23 protein-coding genes and 1 riboswitch are annotated in these 19,332 nt (G+C 48.5%); of the genes, 17 read left to right on the top strand and 6 right to left on the bottom strand.

Annotated features, from left to right (window positions below):
- The first annotated feature begins 10 nt into the window (after positions 1–10).
- From ACO9K6_RS01955 to ACO9K6_RS01940, 4 genes are all read left to right on the top strand, one after another.
- Complete coding sequence (locus tag ACO9K6_RS01955; RefSeq protein ID WP_424765839.1) at positions 11–1,114, top strand: GerAB/ArcD/ProY family transporter; 1,104 nt, start codon at positions 11–13, stop codon at positions 1,112–1,114.
- Between the two features lie 69 nt (positions 1,115–1,183).
- Positions 1,184–1,297: riboswitch (TPP riboswitch) on the top strand.
- Positions 1,298–1,513: 216 nt separating this feature from the next.
- Positions 1,514–1,789: a hypothetical protein gene (locus ACO9K6_RS01950; RefSeq protein ID WP_424765838.1), complete on the top strand. Its 276-nt coding sequence runs from the start codon at positions 1,514–1,516 to the stop codon at positions 1,787–1,789.
- Positions 1,764–1,973 (top strand): hypothetical protein, encoded by a 210-nt coding sequence (locus ACO9K6_RS01945; RefSeq protein ID WP_424765837.1) that lies wholly within the window; start codon positions 1,764–1,766, stop codon positions 1,971–1,973. The genes ACO9K6_RS01950 and ACO9K6_RS01945 overlap by 26 nt, the downstream gene beginning before the upstream one ends.
- Positions 1,973–2,791, top strand: a complete 819-nt coding sequence (locus tag ACO9K6_RS01940; RefSeq protein WP_424765836.1) for a TatD family hydrolase — start codon at positions 1,973–1,975, stop codon at positions 2,789–2,791. Before ACO9K6_RS01945 ends, ACO9K6_RS01940 begins: the two co-directional genes overlap by 1 nt.
- A 164-nt stretch (positions 2,792–2,955) precedes the next feature.
- Here the strand turns inward: ACO9K6_RS01940 and ACO9K6_RS01935 are convergent, their stop codons facing one another.
- Positions 2,956–3,114, bottom strand: coding sequence for a hypothetical protein (locus ACO9K6_RS01935; RefSeq protein WP_424765835.1), 159 nt, complete (start codon positions 3,112–3,114; stop codon positions 2,956–2,958).
- Between the two features lie 1,092 nt (positions 3,115–4,206).
- A complete protein-coding gene (gene yjcZ, locus ACO9K6_RS01930; RefSeq protein ID WP_424765834.1) occupies positions 4,207–4,332 on the bottom strand; it encodes a sporulation protein YjcZ in 126 nt (41 codons plus the stop codon).
- A 336-nt stretch (positions 4,333–4,668) separates the two neighbouring features.
- Between yjcZ and ACO9K6_RS01925 the strand changes: the two genes are divergently transcribed.
- Positions 4,669–4,911, top strand: coding sequence for a YolD-like family protein (locus tag ACO9K6_RS01925; RefSeq protein WP_424765833.1), 243 nt, complete (start codon positions 4,669–4,671; stop codon positions 4,909–4,911).
- A gap of 94 nt (positions 4,912–5,005) precedes the next feature.
- Here ACO9K6_RS01925 and ACO9K6_RS01920 read toward each other — a convergent pair whose 3' ends face one another.
- Positions 5,006–5,374, bottom strand: coding sequence for a toxin-antitoxin system HicB family antitoxin (locus ACO9K6_RS01920; protein WP_424765832.1), 369 nt, complete (start codon positions 5,372–5,374; stop codon positions 5,006–5,008).
- An 86-nt stretch (positions 5,375–5,460) separates the two neighbouring features.
- A complete protein-coding gene (locus ACO9K6_RS01915; RefSeq protein WP_424765952.1) occupies positions 5,461–5,694 on the bottom strand; it encodes an S-layer homology domain-containing protein in 234 nt (77 codons plus the stop codon).
- Between the two features lie 628 nt (positions 5,695–6,322).
- On the opposite strand from ACO9K6_RS01915, the gene ACO9K6_RS01910 reads away from it, so the two are divergent.
- The 3 genes from ACO9K6_RS01910 to coaD all read left to right on the top strand — a co-directional run bounded on the left by ACO9K6_RS01910 (position 6,323) and on the right by coaD (position 9,644).
- Complete coding sequence (locus ACO9K6_RS01910) at positions 6,323–7,798, top strand: protein adenylyltransferase SelO (protein ID WP_424765831.1); 1,476 nt, start codon at positions 6,323–6,325, stop codon at positions 7,796–7,798.
- A gap of 762 nt (positions 7,799–8,560) precedes the next feature.
- On the top strand, positions 8,561–9,154 hold the full coding sequence (rsmD, locus tag ACO9K6_RS01905) for a 16S rRNA (guanine(966)-N(2))-methyltransferase RsmD (RefSeq protein WP_424765830.1): 594 nt from the start codon (positions 8,561–8,563) through the stop codon (positions 9,152–9,154).
- The gene (coaD, locus tag ACO9K6_RS01900) at positions 9,141–9,644 is read left to right on the top strand and encodes a pantetheine-phosphate adenylyltransferase (protein WP_424765829.1); all 504 of its coding nucleotides are present in this window, start codon (positions 9,141–9,143) and stop codon (positions 9,642–9,644) included. The genes rsmD and coaD overlap by 14 nt, the downstream gene beginning before the upstream one ends.
- A gap of 25 nt (positions 9,645–9,669) precedes the next feature.
- Here coaD and ACO9K6_RS01895 read toward each other — a convergent pair whose 3' ends face one another.
- Entirely contained in the window at positions 9,670–10,899 is a 1,230-nt protein-coding gene (locus tag ACO9K6_RS01895; RefSeq protein ID WP_424765828.1) for a nucleoside recognition domain-containing protein, read from the bottom strand.
- A 154-nt stretch (positions 10,900–11,053) separates the two neighbouring features.
- Here ACO9K6_RS01895 and ACO9K6_RS01890 point away from each other — a divergent pair, with 154 nt between their 5' ends.
- Entirely contained in the window at positions 11,054–12,103 is a 1,050-nt protein-coding gene (locus ACO9K6_RS01890; protein ID WP_424765827.1) for a YlbL family protein, read from the top strand.
- Positions 12,104–12,133: 30 nt separating this feature from the next.
- Here the strand turns inward: ACO9K6_RS01890 and ACO9K6_RS01885 are convergent, their stop codons facing one another.
- The gene (locus ACO9K6_RS01885; protein WP_424765826.1) at positions 12,134–13,378 is read right to left on the bottom strand and encodes a nucleotidyltransferase; all 1,245 of its coding nucleotides are present in this window, start codon (positions 13,376–13,378) and stop codon (positions 12,134–12,136) included.
- A gap of 160 nt (positions 13,379–13,538) precedes the next feature.
- Here ACO9K6_RS01885 and ACO9K6_RS01880 point away from each other — a divergent pair, with 160 nt between their 5' ends.
- The 8 genes from ACO9K6_RS01880 to ACO9K6_RS01845 all read left to right on the top strand — a co-directional run bounded on the left by ACO9K6_RS01880 (position 13,539) and on the right by ACO9K6_RS01845 (position 19,192).
- On the top strand, positions 13,539–14,060 hold the full coding sequence (locus tag ACO9K6_RS01880) for a YceD family protein (RefSeq protein WP_424765825.1): 522 nt from the start codon (positions 13,539–13,541) through the stop codon (positions 14,058–14,060).
- A 39-nt stretch (positions 14,061–14,099) separates the two neighbouring features.
- On the top strand, positions 14,100–14,273 hold the full coding sequence (gene rpmF, locus ACO9K6_RS01875; RefSeq protein ID WP_116043433.1) for a 50S ribosomal protein L32: 174 nt from the start codon (positions 14,100–14,102) through the stop codon (positions 14,271–14,273).
- Between the two features lie 273 nt (positions 14,274–14,546).
- On the top strand, positions 14,547–15,143 hold the full coding sequence (gene fapR / locus ACO9K6_RS01870; RefSeq protein ID WP_424765824.1) for a transcription factor FapR: 597 nt from the start codon (positions 14,547–14,549) through the stop codon (positions 15,141–15,143).
- A complete protein-coding gene (gene plsX, locus ACO9K6_RS01865; RefSeq protein ID WP_424765951.1) occupies positions 15,127–16,116 on the top strand; it encodes a phosphate acyltransferase PlsX in 990 nt (329 codons plus the stop codon). Before fapR ends, plsX begins: the two co-directional genes overlap by 17 nt.
- 9 nt (positions 16,117–16,125) lie before the next feature.
- On the top strand, positions 16,126–17,112 hold the full coding sequence (locus ACO9K6_RS01860) for a beta-ketoacyl-ACP synthase III (RefSeq protein WP_424765823.1): 987 nt from the start codon (positions 16,126–16,128) through the stop codon (positions 17,110–17,112).
- 53 nt (positions 17,113–17,165) lie between these two features.
- Positions 17,166–18,098 (top strand): ACP S-malonyltransferase, encoded by a 933-nt coding sequence (gene fabD / locus ACO9K6_RS01855; protein WP_424765822.1) that lies wholly within the window; start codon positions 17,166–17,168, stop codon positions 18,096–18,098.
- A gap of 20 nt (positions 18,099–18,118) precedes the next feature.
- On the top strand, positions 18,119–18,868 hold the full coding sequence (fabG, locus tag ACO9K6_RS01850) for a 3-oxoacyl-[acyl-carrier-protein] reductase (RefSeq protein WP_424765821.1): 750 nt from the start codon (positions 18,119–18,121) through the stop codon (positions 18,866–18,868).
- A gap of 90 nt (positions 18,869–18,958) precedes the next feature.
- Positions 18,959–19,192: an acyl carrier protein gene (locus ACO9K6_RS01845; protein WP_053375686.1), complete on the top strand. Its 234-nt coding sequence runs from the start codon at positions 18,959–18,961 to the stop codon at positions 19,190–19,192.
- The last annotated feature ends 140 nt before the right edge of the window (positions 19,193–19,332 follow it).

Here is a 19,332-nt window from a genome sequence, read left to right as displayed (position 1 = left end):
AGGAGACGGTATGCAGCAAATCGGCAAAAACCAGCTGTCCATTCTGATTATTATTTTCCTTATAGGCAGCACTCCTTTGTTCGAGCTCGGAATGAAGGCGAAGCAGGATGCGTGGCTAGCCATGTCCCTTGCGGCAGCGGCAGGTTTGCTGCTCACCGTCATTTACGTTCATATTCAGAAGCGTGCGCCGGGGGCAGGGTTAGCCGAGCTTTTTATAATGCATTTTGGCAAATGGATCGGCAGTGCCGTTGGACTCATTTATGCCGTCTGGTTCGCGTATGAATCCATGCGCAATGTGAGGGATGTCGGCGAGCTGACGGCAGTGGCGCTCCTGACACTTACGCCGAAGTGGATTGTGATGCTGATGATTTTAGGCGTATCCGCCTATTGCGTAAGCAAAGGGGTGGAGGTATTTATTCGTGTCGTCCAGCTGCTCTTTCCGATTGCGGCGTTTAGCTACTTCATTATTATTTTGCTGCTGTTTATTGCAAGACTGCCGAATATTCAACAGCTGCTGCCAGTCCTAGAGTATGGGTCAATCCCCGTCATACAGGCAGCTTTTCCTAGTCTGCTATCTTTCCCTTTCGGGCAGATGGTGATCATGCTCGTGTTCTGGAAGTACGTTAATGAAAAAAAAGCGATTGGACGCATATCATATTGGTCGCAGATCGCCGTGTCGCTCTTCTTGGTTATGATGAATGCGCTCATCATGAGCGTGCTTGGACCGGAGCTGTCAAAGCTGTCGACACTCCCTCTGCTGGAGGTGGTACAGCTCATTAGGCTTGCTAATTTCTTGGAGCGGATTGATGCTATTGTTACACTGCTCTTGTTCATTGGGCTGTATGTGAAAATGACCGCGTTCTATATGGCGTCGGTACTCACCTTCAAAGCCATAACAGGCATAGCGCATCGTTACTCTGTCATGCCGGTCGGCATTGTCATTTATGTATCATCCTTTTTTGAGCCGAATTATACGTATCATATTTGGATTGGCTTAGATATTACGCTCAAAATTGTTCCGTTATTCCAGGTTGCGCTGCCGATGCTTATGCTGATGGTGGGCGTACGCAAGAAGTATAAGCAGTCTTATAAGGTTCAAGCAGGTGATCTTTGAAAATGGTTTTCAGAAAAAGACTAGCATTTTGGTCGGGTTTTGCTTTACAATTGACATGTTGACGAAACTAAATATGTTCCGGGGAGCTGGTTAGGCCGGCTGAGAGGGGATTTTCTTTATAATTCCGACCCTTTAAACCTGATCTGGGTAATGCCAGCGTAGGGACAGACGCTCTGTTTATGCAGCAGGCTCGATTAGATTGATCCGGCCGATGCTGAAGGGAACAGCTGCACAGCCAAATTGACGGTGTCCTCCGGATTGGGAGGACGCTTTTTTTTTATATTTCCATGAACCGGACACGTAAGAAGGCTCGTCACCTTTTATAAAAAATAGAGCAAGCGAAGAGAGCAACACACATCATGAATCAGAAAAAAGCAGGACAAGCGTCGTGGAGAATCGTTGGAGCTATGCTCGTATTCGTATTGGCGCTGGCAGGCTGCGGAGCGAATCGGTCTTCATGAATATGCGGATGCCTATCCGCATGTGCTGTCCGGCGGGATGCTGCAGCGGGTCTCCTTCTTAAGGAGACCCGCTGCTTGCTCCCAAGCGATTAATGCTGCTGGACGAGCCGTTCGGGGCATTGGACGCCTAGACGAGACTGCAAATGCAGCAGTGGCTGATGTCGATTTGGGAGGAAAACCGCAGATCGGTGCTGCTCGTGACGCACAGTATTGAGGAGGCATTGTTTTTATCAGATCGGATTGTTGTGCTGTCCGCTTCGCCTGCTGTTGTTCTGGAGGAATATGAGATTCCATTCACGCGGCCGCGCAGCGAAGCGCTGTGGAGCGATCCGCGATTTAATGAGCTGAAGCAGCGTATTTACGAGCTGCTTAAAGTCGGTATGAAGGAGAGCGTGTGATGCCCATGAACGGAGAGAAGCATACGTTTTCTTTTATAGATGCGCATATTCATGTCGACTTATATGAGGAAGCGGAGCTAGACGGCTTGCTGGAAGAGGCTTTTGCGGAAGGCGCTGCTGCCGTAGTAGCGGTGTCTATGCATCTGGCCTCCTCTATCCTGAACCGAGAGCTTGCCATCCGGCATCCTGGAAGGGTGCATCCGGCCTACGGTTTTCATCCGGAGCAGCCGATTCACACTGGTGCGGAGCTCGATGAACTGTTTGGATGGATTCGTATGCGGCATGAAGCAGGGGAGCCGTTCGCGATCGGCGAGGTTGGCCTGCCGTATTACACAAGGACAGCATCAGAGTCAGCGGGTATTGCTTTCGATGAAGCTGCTTATTTAGAGCTGTTAGCCCGATTCGCCGCACTGGCGACAGAGCTGGATCGTCCGATCGTGCTGCATGCGGTGTACGAGGATGCGGACAAGGCCTGCGATATTTTGGAGAGGCATGGCGTCCGGAGGGCACACTTCCATTGGTTTAAGGGCAGCCAGGCTGCAGTGCGGAGAATGGCAGCAAGCGGTTATATGATTTCAATTACACCGGATGTGGCGTATGAAGAAGAGATACAGCAGCTTGTGAAGCAATATCCGCTAGAGCTTATGATGGTGGAGACCGACGGCCCGTGGCCGTTCGAAGGCCCTTATACCGGGAAGCAGACTCGGCCGACTATGGCTGCTGATGCTGCACAGCATATTGCACGCATTAAGGAGCGGCCTGCAGAGCAGATTGCGGAAGCATTGCTTGCGAATACGAAGCGATTTTATGGCGTATAGTTATGCGGCAAAGGTCGTGCTGCTGGCGGAGCGGGTTTAGCTGCAACAGTGAAGGAGAAGTGTAAGGCTGAATTTTGACGGTGTATAGATGCCAAAAGAAAAACCGACATTCCGCCTCATCTGGCAAGGTGTCGGTTTTCATATTATAGCGCGGGACTATCCGTTCACTTACTTTTCTTAGATGCGGCCCAGAATGCGAGTATGATCAAGGGAATGAGGATGAACCACGGAATCGTAATCGTGCCTCCAACAATAAAGGCTAGCGCCATCACGGCTATGACGCCGACAATGATGTACAGACATCCTCTGCCGAATGTTTCCACGGAATCGCCTCCTTCAGGTTTTGCGCCCGCAAAACCACTTCGTAAGCCTCTGCTACTTGCATGTATATTCAGTTATAACGTTTTAAAGCCTATCTGGTTTCAAAAAAAATCGCCCACATCGCTGTGGGCAACTGTCCTAGATCTATAAATCAACGGTGGGGTTGATGTCTCTTATTATACAAACCAAACCTTAACCGTACCTTAAAAATCTTTGTCGGATTGTTGAAAAGTAGAATAACACCATGAGTAGGGGAGAATTGAATCCGACGATTTGGGATTTTCGAGACCCCTCCGATAACAAACTTAATTTGAGTCTGACCATGAAGGCCGATAAGTAAGTCAAATTAAAAATTAAACGAGCGGGAGATCCGATAAGATGGTTGCGCCAACCTTGTTGCGTGTTAATAGGAGGGAAATGACGGAGATTAAATCAGGAGCTTAATATAAGACAATCACTAGCAAGAGTCGCAAAAGGCCCACAGAGTGGGCCTTTTATTGGGAGAGGTTTTATTAAAGAATGATAGCAGCTTAAATACGATGGAGCTTGCGTCTCACTTATTTAGTAGACTCTGCCCATGCAGCTGCAAGCTATAATCACCAATAGGATGAAAAGCACCAAAATGACGCCCAGGTTGTTATTAAAAACACCGCCAACATATCCAGACATTCGCCAATACACCTCCTTGTAACTTGAGTACGCTGCTGGTATGCATTGCGTATTAGGTCTAGTTTAGTATCTGCAAGCCATGCAGCTGCAAGCAATGATCACCAATAAAATGAAGAGCACCAGAATAGTTCCAGTGTTGTTAAAAGCACCACCAACGTAACCGGACATTGTTCATCCCACCTCCTTACGTCTAGACTACTCTGTATGTTATGCATGGATTTTTAATATGCTTGGGTGTTTGGCAGGGAGGTAATTAGAAGGTGATATACGCCTAGCCTCGATGATCAAGCCGATATTGGCAAAAATAAGTAATTTAGTATTATGTATAAATATTCAGAGTTTAACAAAAAAAAGACCCAGGGATGGGGTCTGTAATATAAGTACTGCACATTTATACATGAATGAAGCAAGCCGTAGACGTTGAATTAACAGCCCTTTCCGCAAACCGGGCCGATGCCGCTCATGCAGCTGCAAGCGATAATTACTAATAAAATGAAAAGAACCAAAATCATTCCTGTGTTATTGAATGCTCCTCCAACTAATCCTGACATATTCTCATGCACCTCCTGAAGTAGTGGATACTCTGTAAGTTATGCATGATTTCGCCTGTGTGCTTGGGTGTTTGCTATGGTAACCGATGTTCCATGACGTTGGCCTAGACTTAGAAAATCATTGACATAGGGCCGATGGAACAGCATGCTTGATGATACACGGAAAGACTTCAGCGGCCTCTGGAGCAAAAAAGAGCGTCCACAATCAATATATTTTTATTAGAGATCGTAAAAGTACGACAATTAGGTTAAGGACACTAATCGACATTATCGTGGATGGATTAGATGAAGAAGGCAGCTTGAAACGAATACAACAAGAGCTTGGAGGAGACATACTTGGCAAAAGGACCAAAACGGCCGACACGAGACGAGTTTGCATTAGAGGAATTAGGCGAACGACTCGTCGAGGCGAAGCACGAACAATCTGAATTACTATTTACCGTTTGGAATTGGGATTATCAGCCTTGTGGGAAAATCGTAAATATGGACTCTCGAACGAAGATGGTTCACGTCAGTAACCAAGGCGAGATCATAAAAATACCATTCTTGGACATTATGAAAGTAGAGAGCTCTTACTGAGCTCTTTTTTTTAAGTGTTGATTGATTAGAAAAAGCGAAGCGGCGGTTTAGAACATGAAAATCATGTGTTAAACCGCCGTTTGCGTTTCCAGGGTTATTGTAATCTGCTGCTTAGCTTATAGAGCAAATACTGGTTTAAGGTGATCCCTTCCTGACGCGCTTGAATAGCGAGCTGCTGATGTAACGACTTTGGCACGTGTAATAGCAGTTGTCCGCTATATTCTGTTTGTGGTTCAGGAATGATTTCCCCACGTTCGAATCTAATTGCAATCCATGCCAATTTTGTGTCTGTTAAGTTACTAAGAAGCTCTTCTATTGTCCCGCCTTTGCTTTCGCATCCTGCGAGTTCTGCATAATAACCGTAGAAATAAGACTCCTTTCCATCATCAATTTCTTGAATTGTTAACGTGTAAGGCAGTTGGAGGTAATAATTCATATTTCGTTCCATCATGAAATTTTGCATTCTATACGACACCTCCGAAAATATTATTTCTATTAAGTCTTTATAACTATATATTCGTCCCGCTTTTTGTTTTTCTGTCTAATCGTTCATATTTTATAACGAAGTAATAACTTCGTGGAATCTCTGTGTCTGATGAGAAACGCAACTAAGGTCCCAGATCGGGTTATCCCATGGGCGTTCTTGGTGCTAGACAGTTGTTTATCGTTGGTGGCATGCTGTTTGGGTCCGAAGGTGTCCTTTGTTATTCCTTTAATGACATCTGCTGAGGACAAAAACATAATCGCCTCACTAGCATAAGGAGAAAATAATTGTTGGTCCAGATTCTCGGACGTTTCCGTTATAATCGTGTCTGTCGTCGCTTTATATAGCTTGATGAAAACCTCGCAAAAATGCTCGCGCGTAATACGGTCGGTAACTCAAAGCGACGATTATGAATTTTGCTCATAAGACACAAGTATTATAAGATCACAGCTTGTACAAATATACTTCGGTTCATTTTCATCCTGTAATCGTGTAATTACCGTTTGCAGTTAAAAGGAAGCCAGTATTATCGAAGCCACTGAAAAAGTCCCCATGATGTAAAAAAGGTACAGTTTCTCAAAAATAGGAGGAGGCTGTACCTTATTTCTTGTATAATTAAGTCATCATAGGGAGATGGTGATTCGAATGATTCAACAGCAACAGACGCTGATCGTAGGTCCATACATAGCGCTCTATAACTTAATTGTTCCTAAGGACAATAGGTTAAGACAAATCAAGGAGTTGGTTGACTTCTCATTCGTGCATGAAGAACTGAAATTGATGAGGATTGGCCTGAAGTTAAAAACAGATTAAAAGATTTGTTGATTGAACATAATCATTCAACTATCGAGTAACAATAGTACAATGATATCCATCTGCAGTACCAACGGTATAAGATGCAAAAAGATAAAAGAAAAGAGAGATACGATGACAGAGAAAAAAGCAATAATTGAAACAGGATGGAACTTCGACAACAGTTATGCCCGTCTGCCAAAAACATTTTTTACCAGGCTCAACCCAACCCCTGTACGCTCACCGAAGTTGAGTATTCTTAATGGTCCGTTGGCAACATCTCTGGGGTTGAACGTCCAAGCGCTGCAAAGCAATGATGGCGTAGCGGTGCTTGCTGGCAACCTGATTCCCGAAGGCGCTTTGCCTCTTGCCCAAGCTTATGCAGGGCATCAATTCGGGAATTTCACCTTGTTAGGGGACGGCCGGGCTCTGCTGCTTGGCGAACAGATCACTCCCCTAGGCGACCGGTTAGATATTCAGCTTAAGGGTTCAGGTAAAACGCCATACTCCCGCCGAGGCGATGGTCGAGCGGCGCTTGGACCGATGCTGCGCGAATACATCATCAGCGAAGCCATGCATGCGCTTGGAATTGCTACCACCCGCAGCCTGGCGGTGGCAACAACCGGTGAGTCAGTCATCCGCGAAACCGAGCAACAAGGTGCAATTCTCACCCGCGTGGCTGCCAGTCATCTGCGCGTCGGCACCTTTCAATACGTCTCACAATGGGGGACTGCCCAGGATCTCCAGGACCTGGCTGATTACACATTGCAAAGACATTTTCCAGAAGTTGGCGCGGATGAGAACCGTTATCTTTTTTTACTTCAGGAAGTGATCAAGCGTCAGGCTGTGCTGATTGCCAAATGGCAGCTCGTTGGCTTCATTCATGGGGTGATGAATACCGACAACATGGCTCTTAGCGGAGAAACCATTGATTATGGTCCTTGCGCTTTCATGGATGCCTATGACCCAGTAACGGTATTCAGTTCCATTGACACTTATGGCCGCTATGCCTATGGTAATCAGCCGCGTATTGCCGCGTGGAATCTCGCGAGATTTGCTGAAGCCTTGTTGCCGCTGCTGCATGTCAATGAGGCGCAGGCTGTCGAATTGGCCGAGGATGCGATTTCAGATTTTACCGAGCTGTATCACCGTAATTGGCTTTCGGGAATGAGAGCAAAACTAGGTATCTTTAACGATGAGCTAGAGGATGAATCCCTTATTGAAGGCCTGCTCAGTATGATGCAGAAGTATCGTGCGGACTACACGAATACTTTTCGCGCGTTAACTTTTGATAAGCTGGAGGATACGGTCCTGTTTGGCGATTCGGGATTTGCGGAGTGGCATGAGCTGTGGCAGGCGAGACTAGGCAGGCAACAGGAACCAAAAGCCTCCTCGCATCAGTTGATGCGGAAGAGCAATCCCGCGCTAATCCCGCGCAACCACCTGGTTGAAGACGCACTAGAAGCAGCGGTGAAACAAGGAGACTACAGCGTGATGGAGCGGCTGCTAGATGTTCTTTCAAGCCCTTATGCGCACTCCCCCGAGCAGGCTGATTACTCCACACTGCCTGCGCTATCAACCCGTCCTTACCGGACCTTTTGCGGTACCTAATATAGAAGCATTAGACCAACCAATTCATTGAAAAGAAAAACATCATAATAAATGTTTGCAAGGGAATATGGCATTAGCGGCTTTTGAGAATCTTAAGGTGTGAAAGGCCCGATCCAAGCCAATTTTTTCAAGATAGGCGAGCATGACTTTGCTGCCTGCAATATTTGTGGCGTTTCTAACAGGAAATTCCTTTTTCAGATTAGCGATTTTTGCGGTAAACTTCACCTTAAAGGTGCTTCTCTCTTTTGGGTGATGTGTTCTCGACAAACACTATTCTACCAAAGATCAGGGCACCTTTTTATATTTTTGTGAGGCTTTACTTTCGTAATTCAGGGTTATTTATAAGAGGAAAGTGGCTAAGCTGAGGAAGTGGCGTTAATGGAGAAATTAAGCAGAATTTATTAAAAAAACATGACTTATGCACTTCGATGAAATAACCAGGAATTTCAAAACATGATATATAAGGGATTTACAAAAAAAATCGGAGCCCTATTTCTAGGGCTCCTTTTCATGGGAGAGGAGAAACCGGACGAAGAACTTATGGGGAAACGTAAGTCTTCTCCGCGGTTGTCTACGACATCTTGCGACGCCGATGACTTTATCTTGTCCGGTTTGATGAGAATTATACATTTATAGGATGTAATTATTTTCAATCGAGCTGGAATGGGCTTGTATTGCTTTTCATTCGACATGCTTCTGCTTTATTAACAAAGGGGTTGTATGGTACGATAGGCGGGGACCAGATAGAAGGGGGCAATTGCAGTGAGAGTCATTGCGGGCGAGGCCAAGGGCCGCACGCTGAAGGCTGTACCCGGTATGAACACAAGGCCGACAACGGATAAGGTGAAGGAAGCCATATTTAGCATGATCGGACCTTACTTCGATGGGGGAATGGCACTGGACCTGTTCGCAGGGACAGGCGGCTTAGGTATTGAGGCTTGGAGCAGAGGGATAGAACGGACGGTGTTTATTGATCGGGAGAAAATAAGCATCGACACGATCCGTCAAAATGTAGAAACGGCAAGGATGGGCAGTGCCGCCGAAATTTATCGGAACGACGCCGAACGTGCTTTGAAAGCGTTAGCTAAGCGGGGACAGCGGTTCCGTCTTGTTTTGCTCGATCCGCCCTACAAAATGATAACAATGGACGCATTGATGGAGCAACTTGCTGAGCTTAAACTACTTGAGTCAGGGGCAATCATTGTTGTGGAACACGATGCGGCTCATAAGTACCCGGAGCGGCTGGACCATTTTGACCAAATGAAGCATGCCAAATACGGCGATATCGCTGTGTCGATATATACATACAACAACGAAGATATACACGAAGGGAGTGAGGCCGGTGTCAACGAGTAAACAAGAACGCGTTGCCGTGTACCCGGGCACGTTTGACCCTGTAACCTATGGTCATCTGGATATTATTCGCAGATCCGCGAAGCAATTTGACCGGCTTATTGTCGCTGTGCTAAATAATACGAGTAAAAATCCGCTATTCTCGGTAGAGGAGCGCAAGGAGCTGCTTATGGAAGTGACGCGCGACATTCCGAATGTCGAAATCGACAGCTTCCGGGATCTGCTCGTTCGATTTATGAAATCAAAGCAGGCAAATGTGATTATTAGAGGCATTCGTTCCGTAACGGATTTCGAATACGAGCTTCAGCTTGCCTCCACAAATCATTTGCTGGATGAAGAGATTGATACGATGTTCATGATGACGAATCCGAAATATTCCTATTTAAGCTCAAGCATAGTGAAGGAAATTGCACAGTTTAACGGAGCGGTGCATGAGCTGGTGCCTCCTGTTGTGGAGCAGCAGTTAAGAGAGAAATATAAAGCTCGCATGTGATCTGCTGAAAGAGCTTGCTCTTATCCTATAACGATCTATTCGTACGTCGATAGGGCCAGAGCATGAGGGATAGCAAAAGACACAGGAAGGCCATCAACAGACATCCGGTTAAGGAGAACTGCCATAGCTGCGGAAAATCTCCCACTCTCCACGTAACGGGAGCAACGGGATCTATATTAAGAGATTCTGGGATTGCAGCAGCAGGGACTGCTTCTTCCGGCAGCAAGGTTCGAAGCAGGGATGTAATGGGCTTCCATAGCAGAAACATGAAAACAAACGCGTGGATGGCATGAGCGGCTCGCCAGGCTACGAACGGGAGAAGCTTTAAATCTGTGCCTGTAATGGCATAGCCTGTCTGCAAAATGCCGCTTAGTCCGCTCCAAGCGAGTACGGCGGATATCACAGCGGCATTCAATCGTGTGCTGGTGCCCGGTGCGTCCCATATCGAAGCGGCATAAGCGCCTAAGTGGCCTTCGAAAAAGGCTTGAGTGAGGAAGTTTAGCTCCAGATAAGCCAGAAGCGGGTCAAACAGCGGCTCGGTTAATTTCGCAAGCACCGCTGCGAAGATCATGAAGCCGCCAATCATCATTAGTTTTTGGACGCTGGATGAGACGGCGTCGCCGAGCGCTTTGCCAAAGCTGCGGCCGTCTTGCTCTCTGCCGAGATGCAGCGCTTCGGCCGCTCGCTCCAGTAAGCTGATGCGCTGCTTAGTTGAGGCGCTCGGAGGTTCATGAATGTTTTCGGTACCTCCCTCATGGATAAACAGCGAAGCAAGAAGCAATAGCCAAATCGCCGACAGCCATACGGCTGCGGCAAGCATGGTGCCAACGATAGGCTTATGCAGGAAGCCTGCTCCGATGACAACAATCATGAACAGCGGATTAGGCATATGAGCAAGGGCTAGCAGACGCTGGCCCTGTTGTTTTGTCACCAGCTTTCTTTTGCGAAGAGATGCTACTGCTTCCGGGCCGGCCGGAAATCCACCCATCCATCCTAACGCGATTGCGATTGCCGCTTCGCCGGGAAGCTTGAATAGCCTGCCCATAAGCGGCTGCAGGAGCGAGCCGAAAGCATGCGCAAGACCGAAGGCCGCAATCAGCTCAAATAGGACGAGAAACGGCAGCATGCCGGGAAATACGATATTCCACCATACGGTGAGACCTTGCAGCGATGCTTGAAAAGCAGCATCTGGCTGCAGGATGATTGCGACAACTAACATAATGGAAATAACTGCTAGCATAACTGTCTTGGCCAATGCCACTCAACTCCTTGTTTCACTGGGCGGGTAATCGATGTGCGGCGCAATATAGCGGTCAATTCTATCCTAAAGAGGACAACCGTATACGTTAAATAGTACGCATGCGCGACGGAGGATAGACCATCTAGCATTCAGAATGGGGGAATGGAGGGTGCAAGAAAAACGATCGGATTTTCGCCGCCTTATTTATATCGTTATTGTTACGGCTTTGATGATGTGGATATTGCTTTATGCTCCTACACCTTATGTCGTATATGAGCCGGGACTTGCGGTGCCGGTCGAACCGATGATCTCAATCGAGGAAGGCGACCGTCTGGGGGATGGCGAATTTTTGCTCACCGCGGTAAAAATGACGGAGCCTAACTTTTTGAGCACGCTGCAGTCGATGTGGGATTCGAGTAAGGATGTGTATCTGAAAAGGGATGTGCTTCGGGGTTATTCCAGGCAGCAATATGTGGAGAGACTGAACGTCATCATGCAGGGCTCGCAAAATAATGCGGTAGAGGCTGCATATCGGCATGCGGGCTTGCCTTATAAGAGTAAGCCGCAAGCCATTATCGTTTCGGATGCGTATACGGCTGAGAATCGGCTGTTGGCGCCTTTTCAGGCAGGCGATAAGCTGCTCGGGCTGACTGGAGGAGCGCGATTCGAAAATATTGAGGAGTTGTTCGGGCTGCTGCAAGCCTTAAATAAGGAACCGTCTGCTGCATTCGATGTGGAACGGGGTGAAGAGGTCATTCGCGTTCTCATTCCTGCCCGCGCTCAGGGGACTGGTGTTACGGAAGAGGAGCGGTTGAAGGCGCTGGGCATCATTAGTCTGACTGAGCTTCGGAGCTTGGAGCCCGACGATCCCCGCTACCATTTGACGATTGCGGCGGGCGAGATTGGAGGACCTTCAGCCGGTTTGGTATTCACGCTGCAGGCGCTCGATTTGCTGACTGAAGGAGATTTGTCCGGCGGTCATCGGATTGCAGCAACCGGAACGATTACAGCGGATGGTAAGGTTGGCGCAATCGGCGGGATTAAACAGAAGATTGTCATCTCAAGCGAAGAAGGCGCTCAGCTGTTTCTGGCGCCTGCGGACAATTTCAAGGAGGCGGATGAGAAAGCCAGGTCGATCGACACCTCCATGAAAGTGGTAAGTGTTGCGACGCTTCAGGAAGCCTTGGATCGCATAGAGGAATTCAAAGAATCTGAATAGCCAATAGCCATTATTGATTTCTATTGCTGATTAAATCGTAATCGGTTTATTCGTGAAATCTCGGAACAAGGACTGCGGTGAAGCCGTGTTTGGCATACCAAGCATATATACGCTGCTCGCTTGTACATCAACCTCAAGATAACGGTAAGGCTGTGGTGCCCTGGCCGCGCTAAGCAGCACAGGCAATGCGGCGGTAGTGCGCATTCGCTTTAATAGCTGCTTGCCCTTCTCGGTGAAGCCGAGCACTCTTATGTATTCGATGCCGGAAGCGAGCTTATCTGCCGTGAAATCTGCTTTGGTATGTCCAAGAAGCACGGAGAGAAGCGCTCTTTGAAGCTTAGTGCGCGTATAGCGCTTGGTTTTCAGCGCTGCCAGCAATTCTTCGAATTGCCTGGTAGCGAGCTTTGGCAGAGTGCTTCGAATGCGGTGCTCCAGCCCTTCGGATATTTCATGCATGCTGGCAAGTTCTGCAGCAGAACGAGTGACGATCGCATGAAACAGTTGGCTCGTGAATAGCTCCCAGCTGATTGGGCAATGCCCGTCCAACCATGCCTGCTCCAGCGCTTGGAATGTGGAGGGAGGCATGTATGATCGCGCGGCATCCAGCGAACGCTGCTCCAGCAGCAGCTTGCGAATCGCAGTCGCGCTGGCAATTTGAGTATCAGTCACGGTTTCCTGATTATATTGCGATTTCTCGCGCGCAATGGTGAAGGGCTCCATTTTGCCGTTGATTCGTTTCAGGGCAAGTAAATAATGCAGCGCCAATGTATGATTTGGCAGCGCGAATGGGAAATTAGCGGCAGAGGCATGTCCATGCTCAGCTAAATATTCAGAAACAGCGCTGCTGTATGCGTTAGGATAGCTTATTCCGGTCTGAAGCTTTTCCTTTAAACATCTTTTGAAATCTGGTGGCTCATGGGCAACGACCTCAGCCGCTTGAAGCAGCGGTGCAAGCTCGCCGCTCTCCGTGCCGAAGCAGAAGCTGTCTACGACACCCGTTGCTTCGAGCAAGGAAACGGCGCCGTAAGCAAACCATTCAGCAGCCTGCGTAGCATAAGCGACTGGCAGCTCAATGACAAGATCGCACCCGCCATCAAGAGCGGTCCTTGTTCGGATCCATTTGTCGAGCAGGGCAGGCTCGCCTCGCTGCAGGAAATGGCCGCTCATAACAGCGACTACAGCATCCGACTGCGTTATTTTGCGTGACTGCTGCAAATGATAAAGATGACCGTTATGAAATGGGTTGTATTCCACAATTAGCCCGACTGTGCGCATTCGCTTTGTCCTTTCTATGTAAAATGCTGGTTGTTTCACTATATCACAGTGTTGTCCATCACACATCGGTCGGATGTGTTTTGACGAAAAACAGTGTGAAAATGTTGACAAAACGGTAGGCTGATAGATATAATAATCTTTGTTTGTTTGGGGTGATCAGATGCAGTTTCATATGCAAGAAACAATGTCCAAAAGTCTTAAATCGACGATCAATGAGCAGTTAGATGTCAATGATCTATTCAAAGGACGCCAAGATGTTTACCGAGCAGGATCGCTTCATGTAACGCTTCAGGTTACCGGGCATGAGGGCTTTATCGAAGTGGATGGCAAGCTTGCTATCGACTTAGAGCTCGTTTGCTCACGGTGTCTTGGACCGGTGCAGGATCATATCGTCATTCCTTTCTCTGAGGTATTCAAACGAGCTGCGACTAACGTAGAGAGCGACGAATACACAGAAGAAGAGATCAGTGACTTTGTTGAAGTAAATGCGGACAAATTGGACCTGATGCCTTATGTGGAAGAAGCGCTTCAGCTGTCCATACCATTTGCCCCGCTTTGCAGCGATGACTGTAAAGGCCTATGTCCAACATGCGGACAGAACTTAAATGAGCACAAATGCAGCTGTCAGAACGAGAAGATTGATGTTCGTTTTGCGGCGCTGAAGGATTTATTTAAGGAATAAGCGCAAGTAGCGATTGATTTTTTGAAGGAGGTGGGAAATATGGCAGTACCTCAACGTAGAACATCCAAAACTCGCCGCGACAAACGTCGTACGCATTTTAAGCTTGCAATACCGGGTATGGTGAAATGCGAACAGTGTGGAGAGCTTAAGTTAGCTCATCACGTGTGCAAAGTATGTGGATATTACAAAACAAAAGAGATCATTTCCCAATAATGGAATGGTTTCATTAATGGCACTCCATCATATGATGGAGTGTTATTTTTTTGAAAATCGCTGTAAGTGCTAAGAAAGAACAGGCTGAATGTAGGAAAGTGCTGCACTTCGTTGCACTAGGCCGATTTTTTTTATATACTTAATTAGTACCAGGTGATAATATCAAGTAACATACATAAACTAACCTTAACGCGAGCTGCTATCAAACAGCGAATTGGGGTTAATAATAAAACTGTCACTATACTGTATAAGGTGGTGCCGAACATCGAACGAATGCCCAAACGGCAGCGGCATCAGCAGCTAGCCCGATTAATCGAAGAAAATCCCTTCATAACGGATCGGGAGCTCACGCGACTGCTTAAGGTGAGTATCCAGACGATTCGGCTGGATCGAATGGAGCTCGCGATTCCGGAGCTTAGAGAACGGCTGAAGCTGATGGCTGAACGCTCCTACGACTCCGTTAGGTCACTGCCTTTGCATGAGGTGATAGGCGATATTGTTGATCTGGAATTAGACAAGAGCGGTATATCGGTGTTCGAGATTCGGGAGGAGCATGTATTCTCAAGAACCGGCATCGCACGCGGACATCACGTATTTGCGCAAGCGAACTCACTTGCGGTTGCTGTTATAAACGATGAAATAGCCCTTACGGTAACAGCTGATATTCGTTTTATACGCCCGGTGAAGCTGGGGGAGAAATGTATCGCCAAAGCTTACGTTCGTTCGATTTCGGGAGAGCGCAGCAAGGCGAAGGTGGAGCTGTTCACGTATGTAGGCGATGAAATGGTATTCCAAGGAAACTTTGTCATTTATCGGTCCGCGGGAGACACAGACAGTGGAGGGGGAGACGGAATTGCGGATCGCTATTGACGCGATGGGCGGAGATAACGCGCCAGGCTTAATTGTGCAAGGCGCATTGGAGGCAGCGGCGCAGTGGCCCGATACGGAGCTGCTGCTGGTCGGAGACACCGCTGCAATTGAACCGCTTATGAATGGGCAGAAGCCCGCTAACGTGACGATTTATCACGCTGATGAGGTGATCGGGCCTGATGATGAGCCAGTGAAGGCAGTGCGTCGGAAGAAAGGGGCATCTATGGTCGTAGCCGGCCAGCTCGTTCGCGAGAAGCAGGCGGACGCGATGCTCTCGGCAGGTAACACAGGAGCATTAATGGCGACAGGGCTGCTTGTAGTTGGAAGGCTGGACGGCATTGAGAGACCGGCGCTAGCGCCGATGATGCCGACGATGGATGATATTGGCGTGCTGGCGCTCGATCTTGGAGCTAACATGGACGCAAAGCCAGAGCATTTGCTGCAATACGCGATAATGGGCAGTATTTATCGCGCTAAGGTGCATGGGATGGAGAAGCCGCGGGTTGGTCTGCTTAATGTAGGCACCGAGGCGAAGAAAGGAAATGAAATCTCGAAGCTCGCATATGATTTGCTGTCCCAGGCGCCGATTCATTTTATTGGCAATGTGGAAGCAAGGGATGTTTTAACGCGCGGCTGTGATGTGCTGGTGTGCGACGGCTTTGCAGGGAACATTATGCTGAAGGCCATGGAAGGTGCAGCGGGTACGATTTTCACTTCGCTGAAGGATGCTTTCGGTCAATCTCTCATGACAAAGCTGGCTGCGGCCATTATGCTGCCTAAGCTGCGTACCATTAAGAAAAAAATGGATTACAAAGAGCATGGCGGCGCTCCGCTGCTTGGATTGAACGGCCTAGTTGTGAAATGTCATGGCTCATCTGACGTTCTCGCCGTGAAAAACGCGGTGCGCCAAGCACGTATAGCGATTCAAGGTCAGCTTACCGAATCAATTGCAGCTGAAATTAACGGGAAATGAGTGTGTGAAATGAATTTACATCCTGTCGGAATTATAGGAACGGGTAAATATGTTCCCGAACGTATATTATCGAATCACGAGCTAGAGAAGATGGTCGAAACTAACGATGAGTGGATTGTTACCCGAACAGGCATTAAGGAGCGCAGAATTGCTGCTGCCGAAGAGGCGACCTCCGATCTAGCTCTGCAAGCATCGCGAATAGCGATCGAGGCGGCTGGTCTTACAGCTGAAGATATCGATCTTATTATCGTTGCTACGATTACGCCGGATATGTTTTTTCCTTCAACGGCCTGCTTGCTGCAGGATAAGCTGGGTGCGAAGAAAGCAGCTGCTTTTGACCTTTCTGCGGCCTGTTCCGGCTTCATCTATGGCTTAGCGACGGGCTCCAACATGATAGCGACAGGTATGTACAAGCATGTGCTTGTGGTAGGCGCGGAAACATTAAGCCGCATTACGGATTATTCGGACCGTAATACCTGCATTTTGTTCGGTGACGGCGCCGGTGCTGTTGTGCTTGGGCAAGTAGAGGAAGGGCGCGGTTTCCGTTCGTTCGAGCTTGGGGCGGACGGCAGCGGCGGAGAGCTGCTTAAGGTTCATGGCGGCGGATCCAGGGTTCCGGCGACAGAGGAAAGCATTCAGTCCAAGCAGCATTATATTCATATGGCCGGCAATGATGTTTTCAAGTTTGCCGTTCGCATTATGGGAAGCGCAGCAGAGGATGCTCTGCAGAAAGCGGGCATAGCCAAGGAAGACGTCGATCTTCTCGTTCCGCATCAAGCGAATATCAGAATCATACAATCGGCGCTTAATCGCTTGAACCTGTCGGAAGACAAAGCGATGGTCAACCTTGACAAGTATGGCAACATGTCTGCTGCTTCAATACCGGTTGCTTTAGCTGAAGCCGTAGAGCAGGGACGCGTGAACGAAGGGGACTGCCTTGTGCTGGTTGGGTTTGGCGGCGGTTTAACCTGGGGAGCATCCGTTCTTATTTGGTAAAATTATATTTCGTTATCTGATTGCAGATCTTTAGCTTGTAAGGGGGCAATACGTTGAGTAAAACGGCATTTGTGTTTCCAGGGCAAGGCGCCCAGGCTGTTGGAATGGGCAAGGATGTTTATGATAGCTTTGATCGTTCGCGATCGATTTTTGAGCAAGCGGATGCTGCGTTAGGTTTTGAATTGAGCCGAATCATTTTTGAGGGTCCGGATGATGCGCTTAAGCAAACCGCAAATACACAGCCTGCACTGCTGACTGTGAGCATCGCGCTGCTTGCGGCGCTGGAAGGACGCGGCTTGAAGGCGGATTTCGTAGCGGGGCACAGCCTTGGCGAATACAGTGCTCTAGTGGCTGCAGGTGTACTCTCGTTCGAGGATGCCGTTCGCACCGTTCGTGCCCGCGGTCAATTTATGGAACAGGCCGTTCCAAGCGGTCAAGGGGCGATGGCAGCGGTGCTCGGTGCGGAGCGTGATACGCTCGCAGGGCTATGCGCGTCGATTACGGCTGAAGGCTCAGCTGTTGAGCTCGCGAATGTAAACTGCCCTGGTCAAATTGTTGTATCCGGTACGGCTGCAGGAGTCCAAGCGGTGGTTGAACGGGGGAAGGAAGAGGCCGGCGCGAAGCGGGTCATTCCACTGGAGGTCAGCGGACCGTTCCATTCCTCGCTGATGAAGCCTGCGGCGGACAATTTGCAAGCAATGCTTGCGAATCTTGAACTGCAAGACGCTTCTGTGCCTGTCGTGGCGAATGTGACGGCGCGTGCGGTAACAGCTGCGGACGAAATTCGCAGCTTGCTCGTAGAGCAGGTGTATTCACCGGTTCTATGGGAGGACAGCATCCGTTATTTGATTGAGCAGGGTGTAGACACGTTTGTTGAAATCGGTTCAGGTACGGTGCTTGCCGGCTTGATTAAGAAGATCGACAAAAACGTGCGGGTTATTTCGGTAAACAGCATCTCTGCGCTGGATGCGCTGCAGGTGAATTAACACAAATAGGAGGGGATTGAATGTTTGCCAGCCTGGAAGGGAAGAAGGCGCTCGTAACCGGTGCATCGCGCGGGATCGGGAGAGCTATCGCTATTGCTCTCGCTGAAGCAGGTGCTGACGTTGCCATTAACTACTCCGGCAGCGAAGCAGCGGCAGCCGAGACGGCGCAAGCTGTTGAAGCGTTTGGAAGACGGGCGATCATTCTGCAAGCGAATGTCGGCAAGACGGATGAATTCGAATCCATGGTGAAGGAAGTAATTGCGCAGTTCGGAGCGATTGATATTTTGGTGAATAATGCCGGCATTACAAGAGATAATCTTATTATGCGTATGAAGGAAGACGAATTCGACCAGGTCATTGAGACAAACCTGAAAGGTGTGTTCAATGGCATCAAAGCGGTCACTCGTCCCATGATGAAGCAGCGCTCCGGCCGAATTATTAACATTTCATCGGTTGTCGGCGTGCTTGGAAATCCCGGTCAGGCGAACTACGTTGCGGCTAAAGCCGGCGTGATTGGTCTGACGAAGGCTAGCGCGCGCGAGCTTGCTTCACGCGGCATTACTGTCAACTGCGTCGCCCCTGGATTTATTCAGACCGACATGACCGATAAGCTGCCGGAAGAAATGCGCGAGTCGTTGTCCGGCCAAATTCCGCTTGCGCGGCTTGGTGACCCTGGCGACATTGCAAATGCGGTTCGTTTCCTTGCATCGGATGCATCGGCCTATATGACCGGTCAGACGATTCATGTGGACGGCGGCATGTACATGTAGCGCCGATTATTCCGCTCTTTGGAATTAAAACGGTTGCGTATGGCATTTTATCTTTAATTCTCGTATAATACCATGGAGGAGGTGAACCGGATGTCCGAAGTAGTAGATCGCGTAAAACGTATCGTCATCGACCGACTTGGCGTGGACGAAGCAGAAGTAACACTTGAAGCTTCCTTTAAAGATGACCTCGGCGCTGACTCTCTTGATGTCGTAGAATTGGTCATGGAGCTAGAAGACGAGTTTGATATGGAAATCTCTGATGAAGATGCAGAGACAATCACGACGGTGGGAGAAGTAGTTAAATACATACAATCTCATACGTAAAAAGGACAAGTCCCGTTATAACAAACGGGACTTCTCTCCATACTGCTCGTTTTCAAACTTGAGATTATGCAAAGCGTGATAGCTTTTATATATAAATGAAGATGATGCAAGCGCGGTCATCTATATCGCTGTCTGTAGAG

Origin of the sequence: Paenibacillus praedii, assembly GCF_049725345.1 — a bacterium.
Lineage (GTDB): Bacteria > Bacillota > Bacilli > Paenibacillales > Paenibacillaceae > Pristimantibacillus.
This window is presented reverse-complemented; position numbering and strand designations above follow the sequence as displayed.

Excerpts from the sequence above, each read along its gene's own strand:
- ACO9K6_RS01955 (WP_424765839.1), top strand. The coding sequence starts at position 11 with ATGCAGCAAATCGGCAAAAACCAGCTGTCCATTCTGATTATTATTTTC.
- ACO9K6_RS01940 (WP_424765836.1), top strand. The coding sequence starts at position 1,973 with ATGCCCATGAACGGAGAGAAGCATACGTTTTCTTTTATAGATGCGCAT.
- yjcZ (WP_424765834.1), bottom strand. The coding sequence starts at position 4,332 with ATGTCAGGATTAGTTGGAGGAGCATTCAATAACACAGGAATGATTTTG.
- ACO9K6_RS01920 (WP_424765832.1), bottom strand. The coding sequence starts at position 5,374 with ATGCAAAATTTCATGATGGAACGAAATATGAATTATTACCTCCAACTG.
- ACO9K6_RS01910 (WP_424765831.1), top strand. The coding sequence starts at position 6,323 with ATGACAGAGAAAAAAGCAATAATTGAAACAGGATGGAACTTCGACAAC.
- ACO9K6_RS01885 (WP_424765826.1), bottom strand. The coding sequence starts at position 13,378 with ATGCGCACAGTCGGGCTAATTGTGGAATACAACCCATTTCATAACGGT.
- ACO9K6_RS01880 (WP_424765825.1), top strand. The coding sequence starts at position 13,539 with ATGCAGTTTCATATGCAAGAAACAATGTCCAAAAGTCTTAAATCGACG.
- rpmF (WP_116043433.1), top strand. The coding sequence starts at position 14,100 with ATGGCAGTACCTCAACGTAGAACATCCAAAACTCGCCGCGACAAACGT.
- fapR (WP_424765824.1), top strand. The coding sequence starts at position 14,547 with ATGCCCAAACGGCAGCGGCATCAGCAGCTAGCCCGATTAATCGAAGAA.
- ACO9K6_RS01860 (WP_424765823.1), top strand. The coding sequence starts at position 16,126 with ATGAATTTACATCCTGTCGGAATTATAGGAACGGGTAAATATGTTCCC.
- fabG (WP_424765821.1), top strand. The coding sequence starts at position 18,119 with ATGTTTGCCAGCCTGGAAGGGAAGAAGGCGCTCGTAACCGGTGCATCG.
- ACO9K6_RS01845 (WP_053375686.1), top strand. The coding sequence starts at position 18,959 with ATGTCCGAAGTAGTAGATCGCGTAAAACGTATCGTCATCGACCGACTT.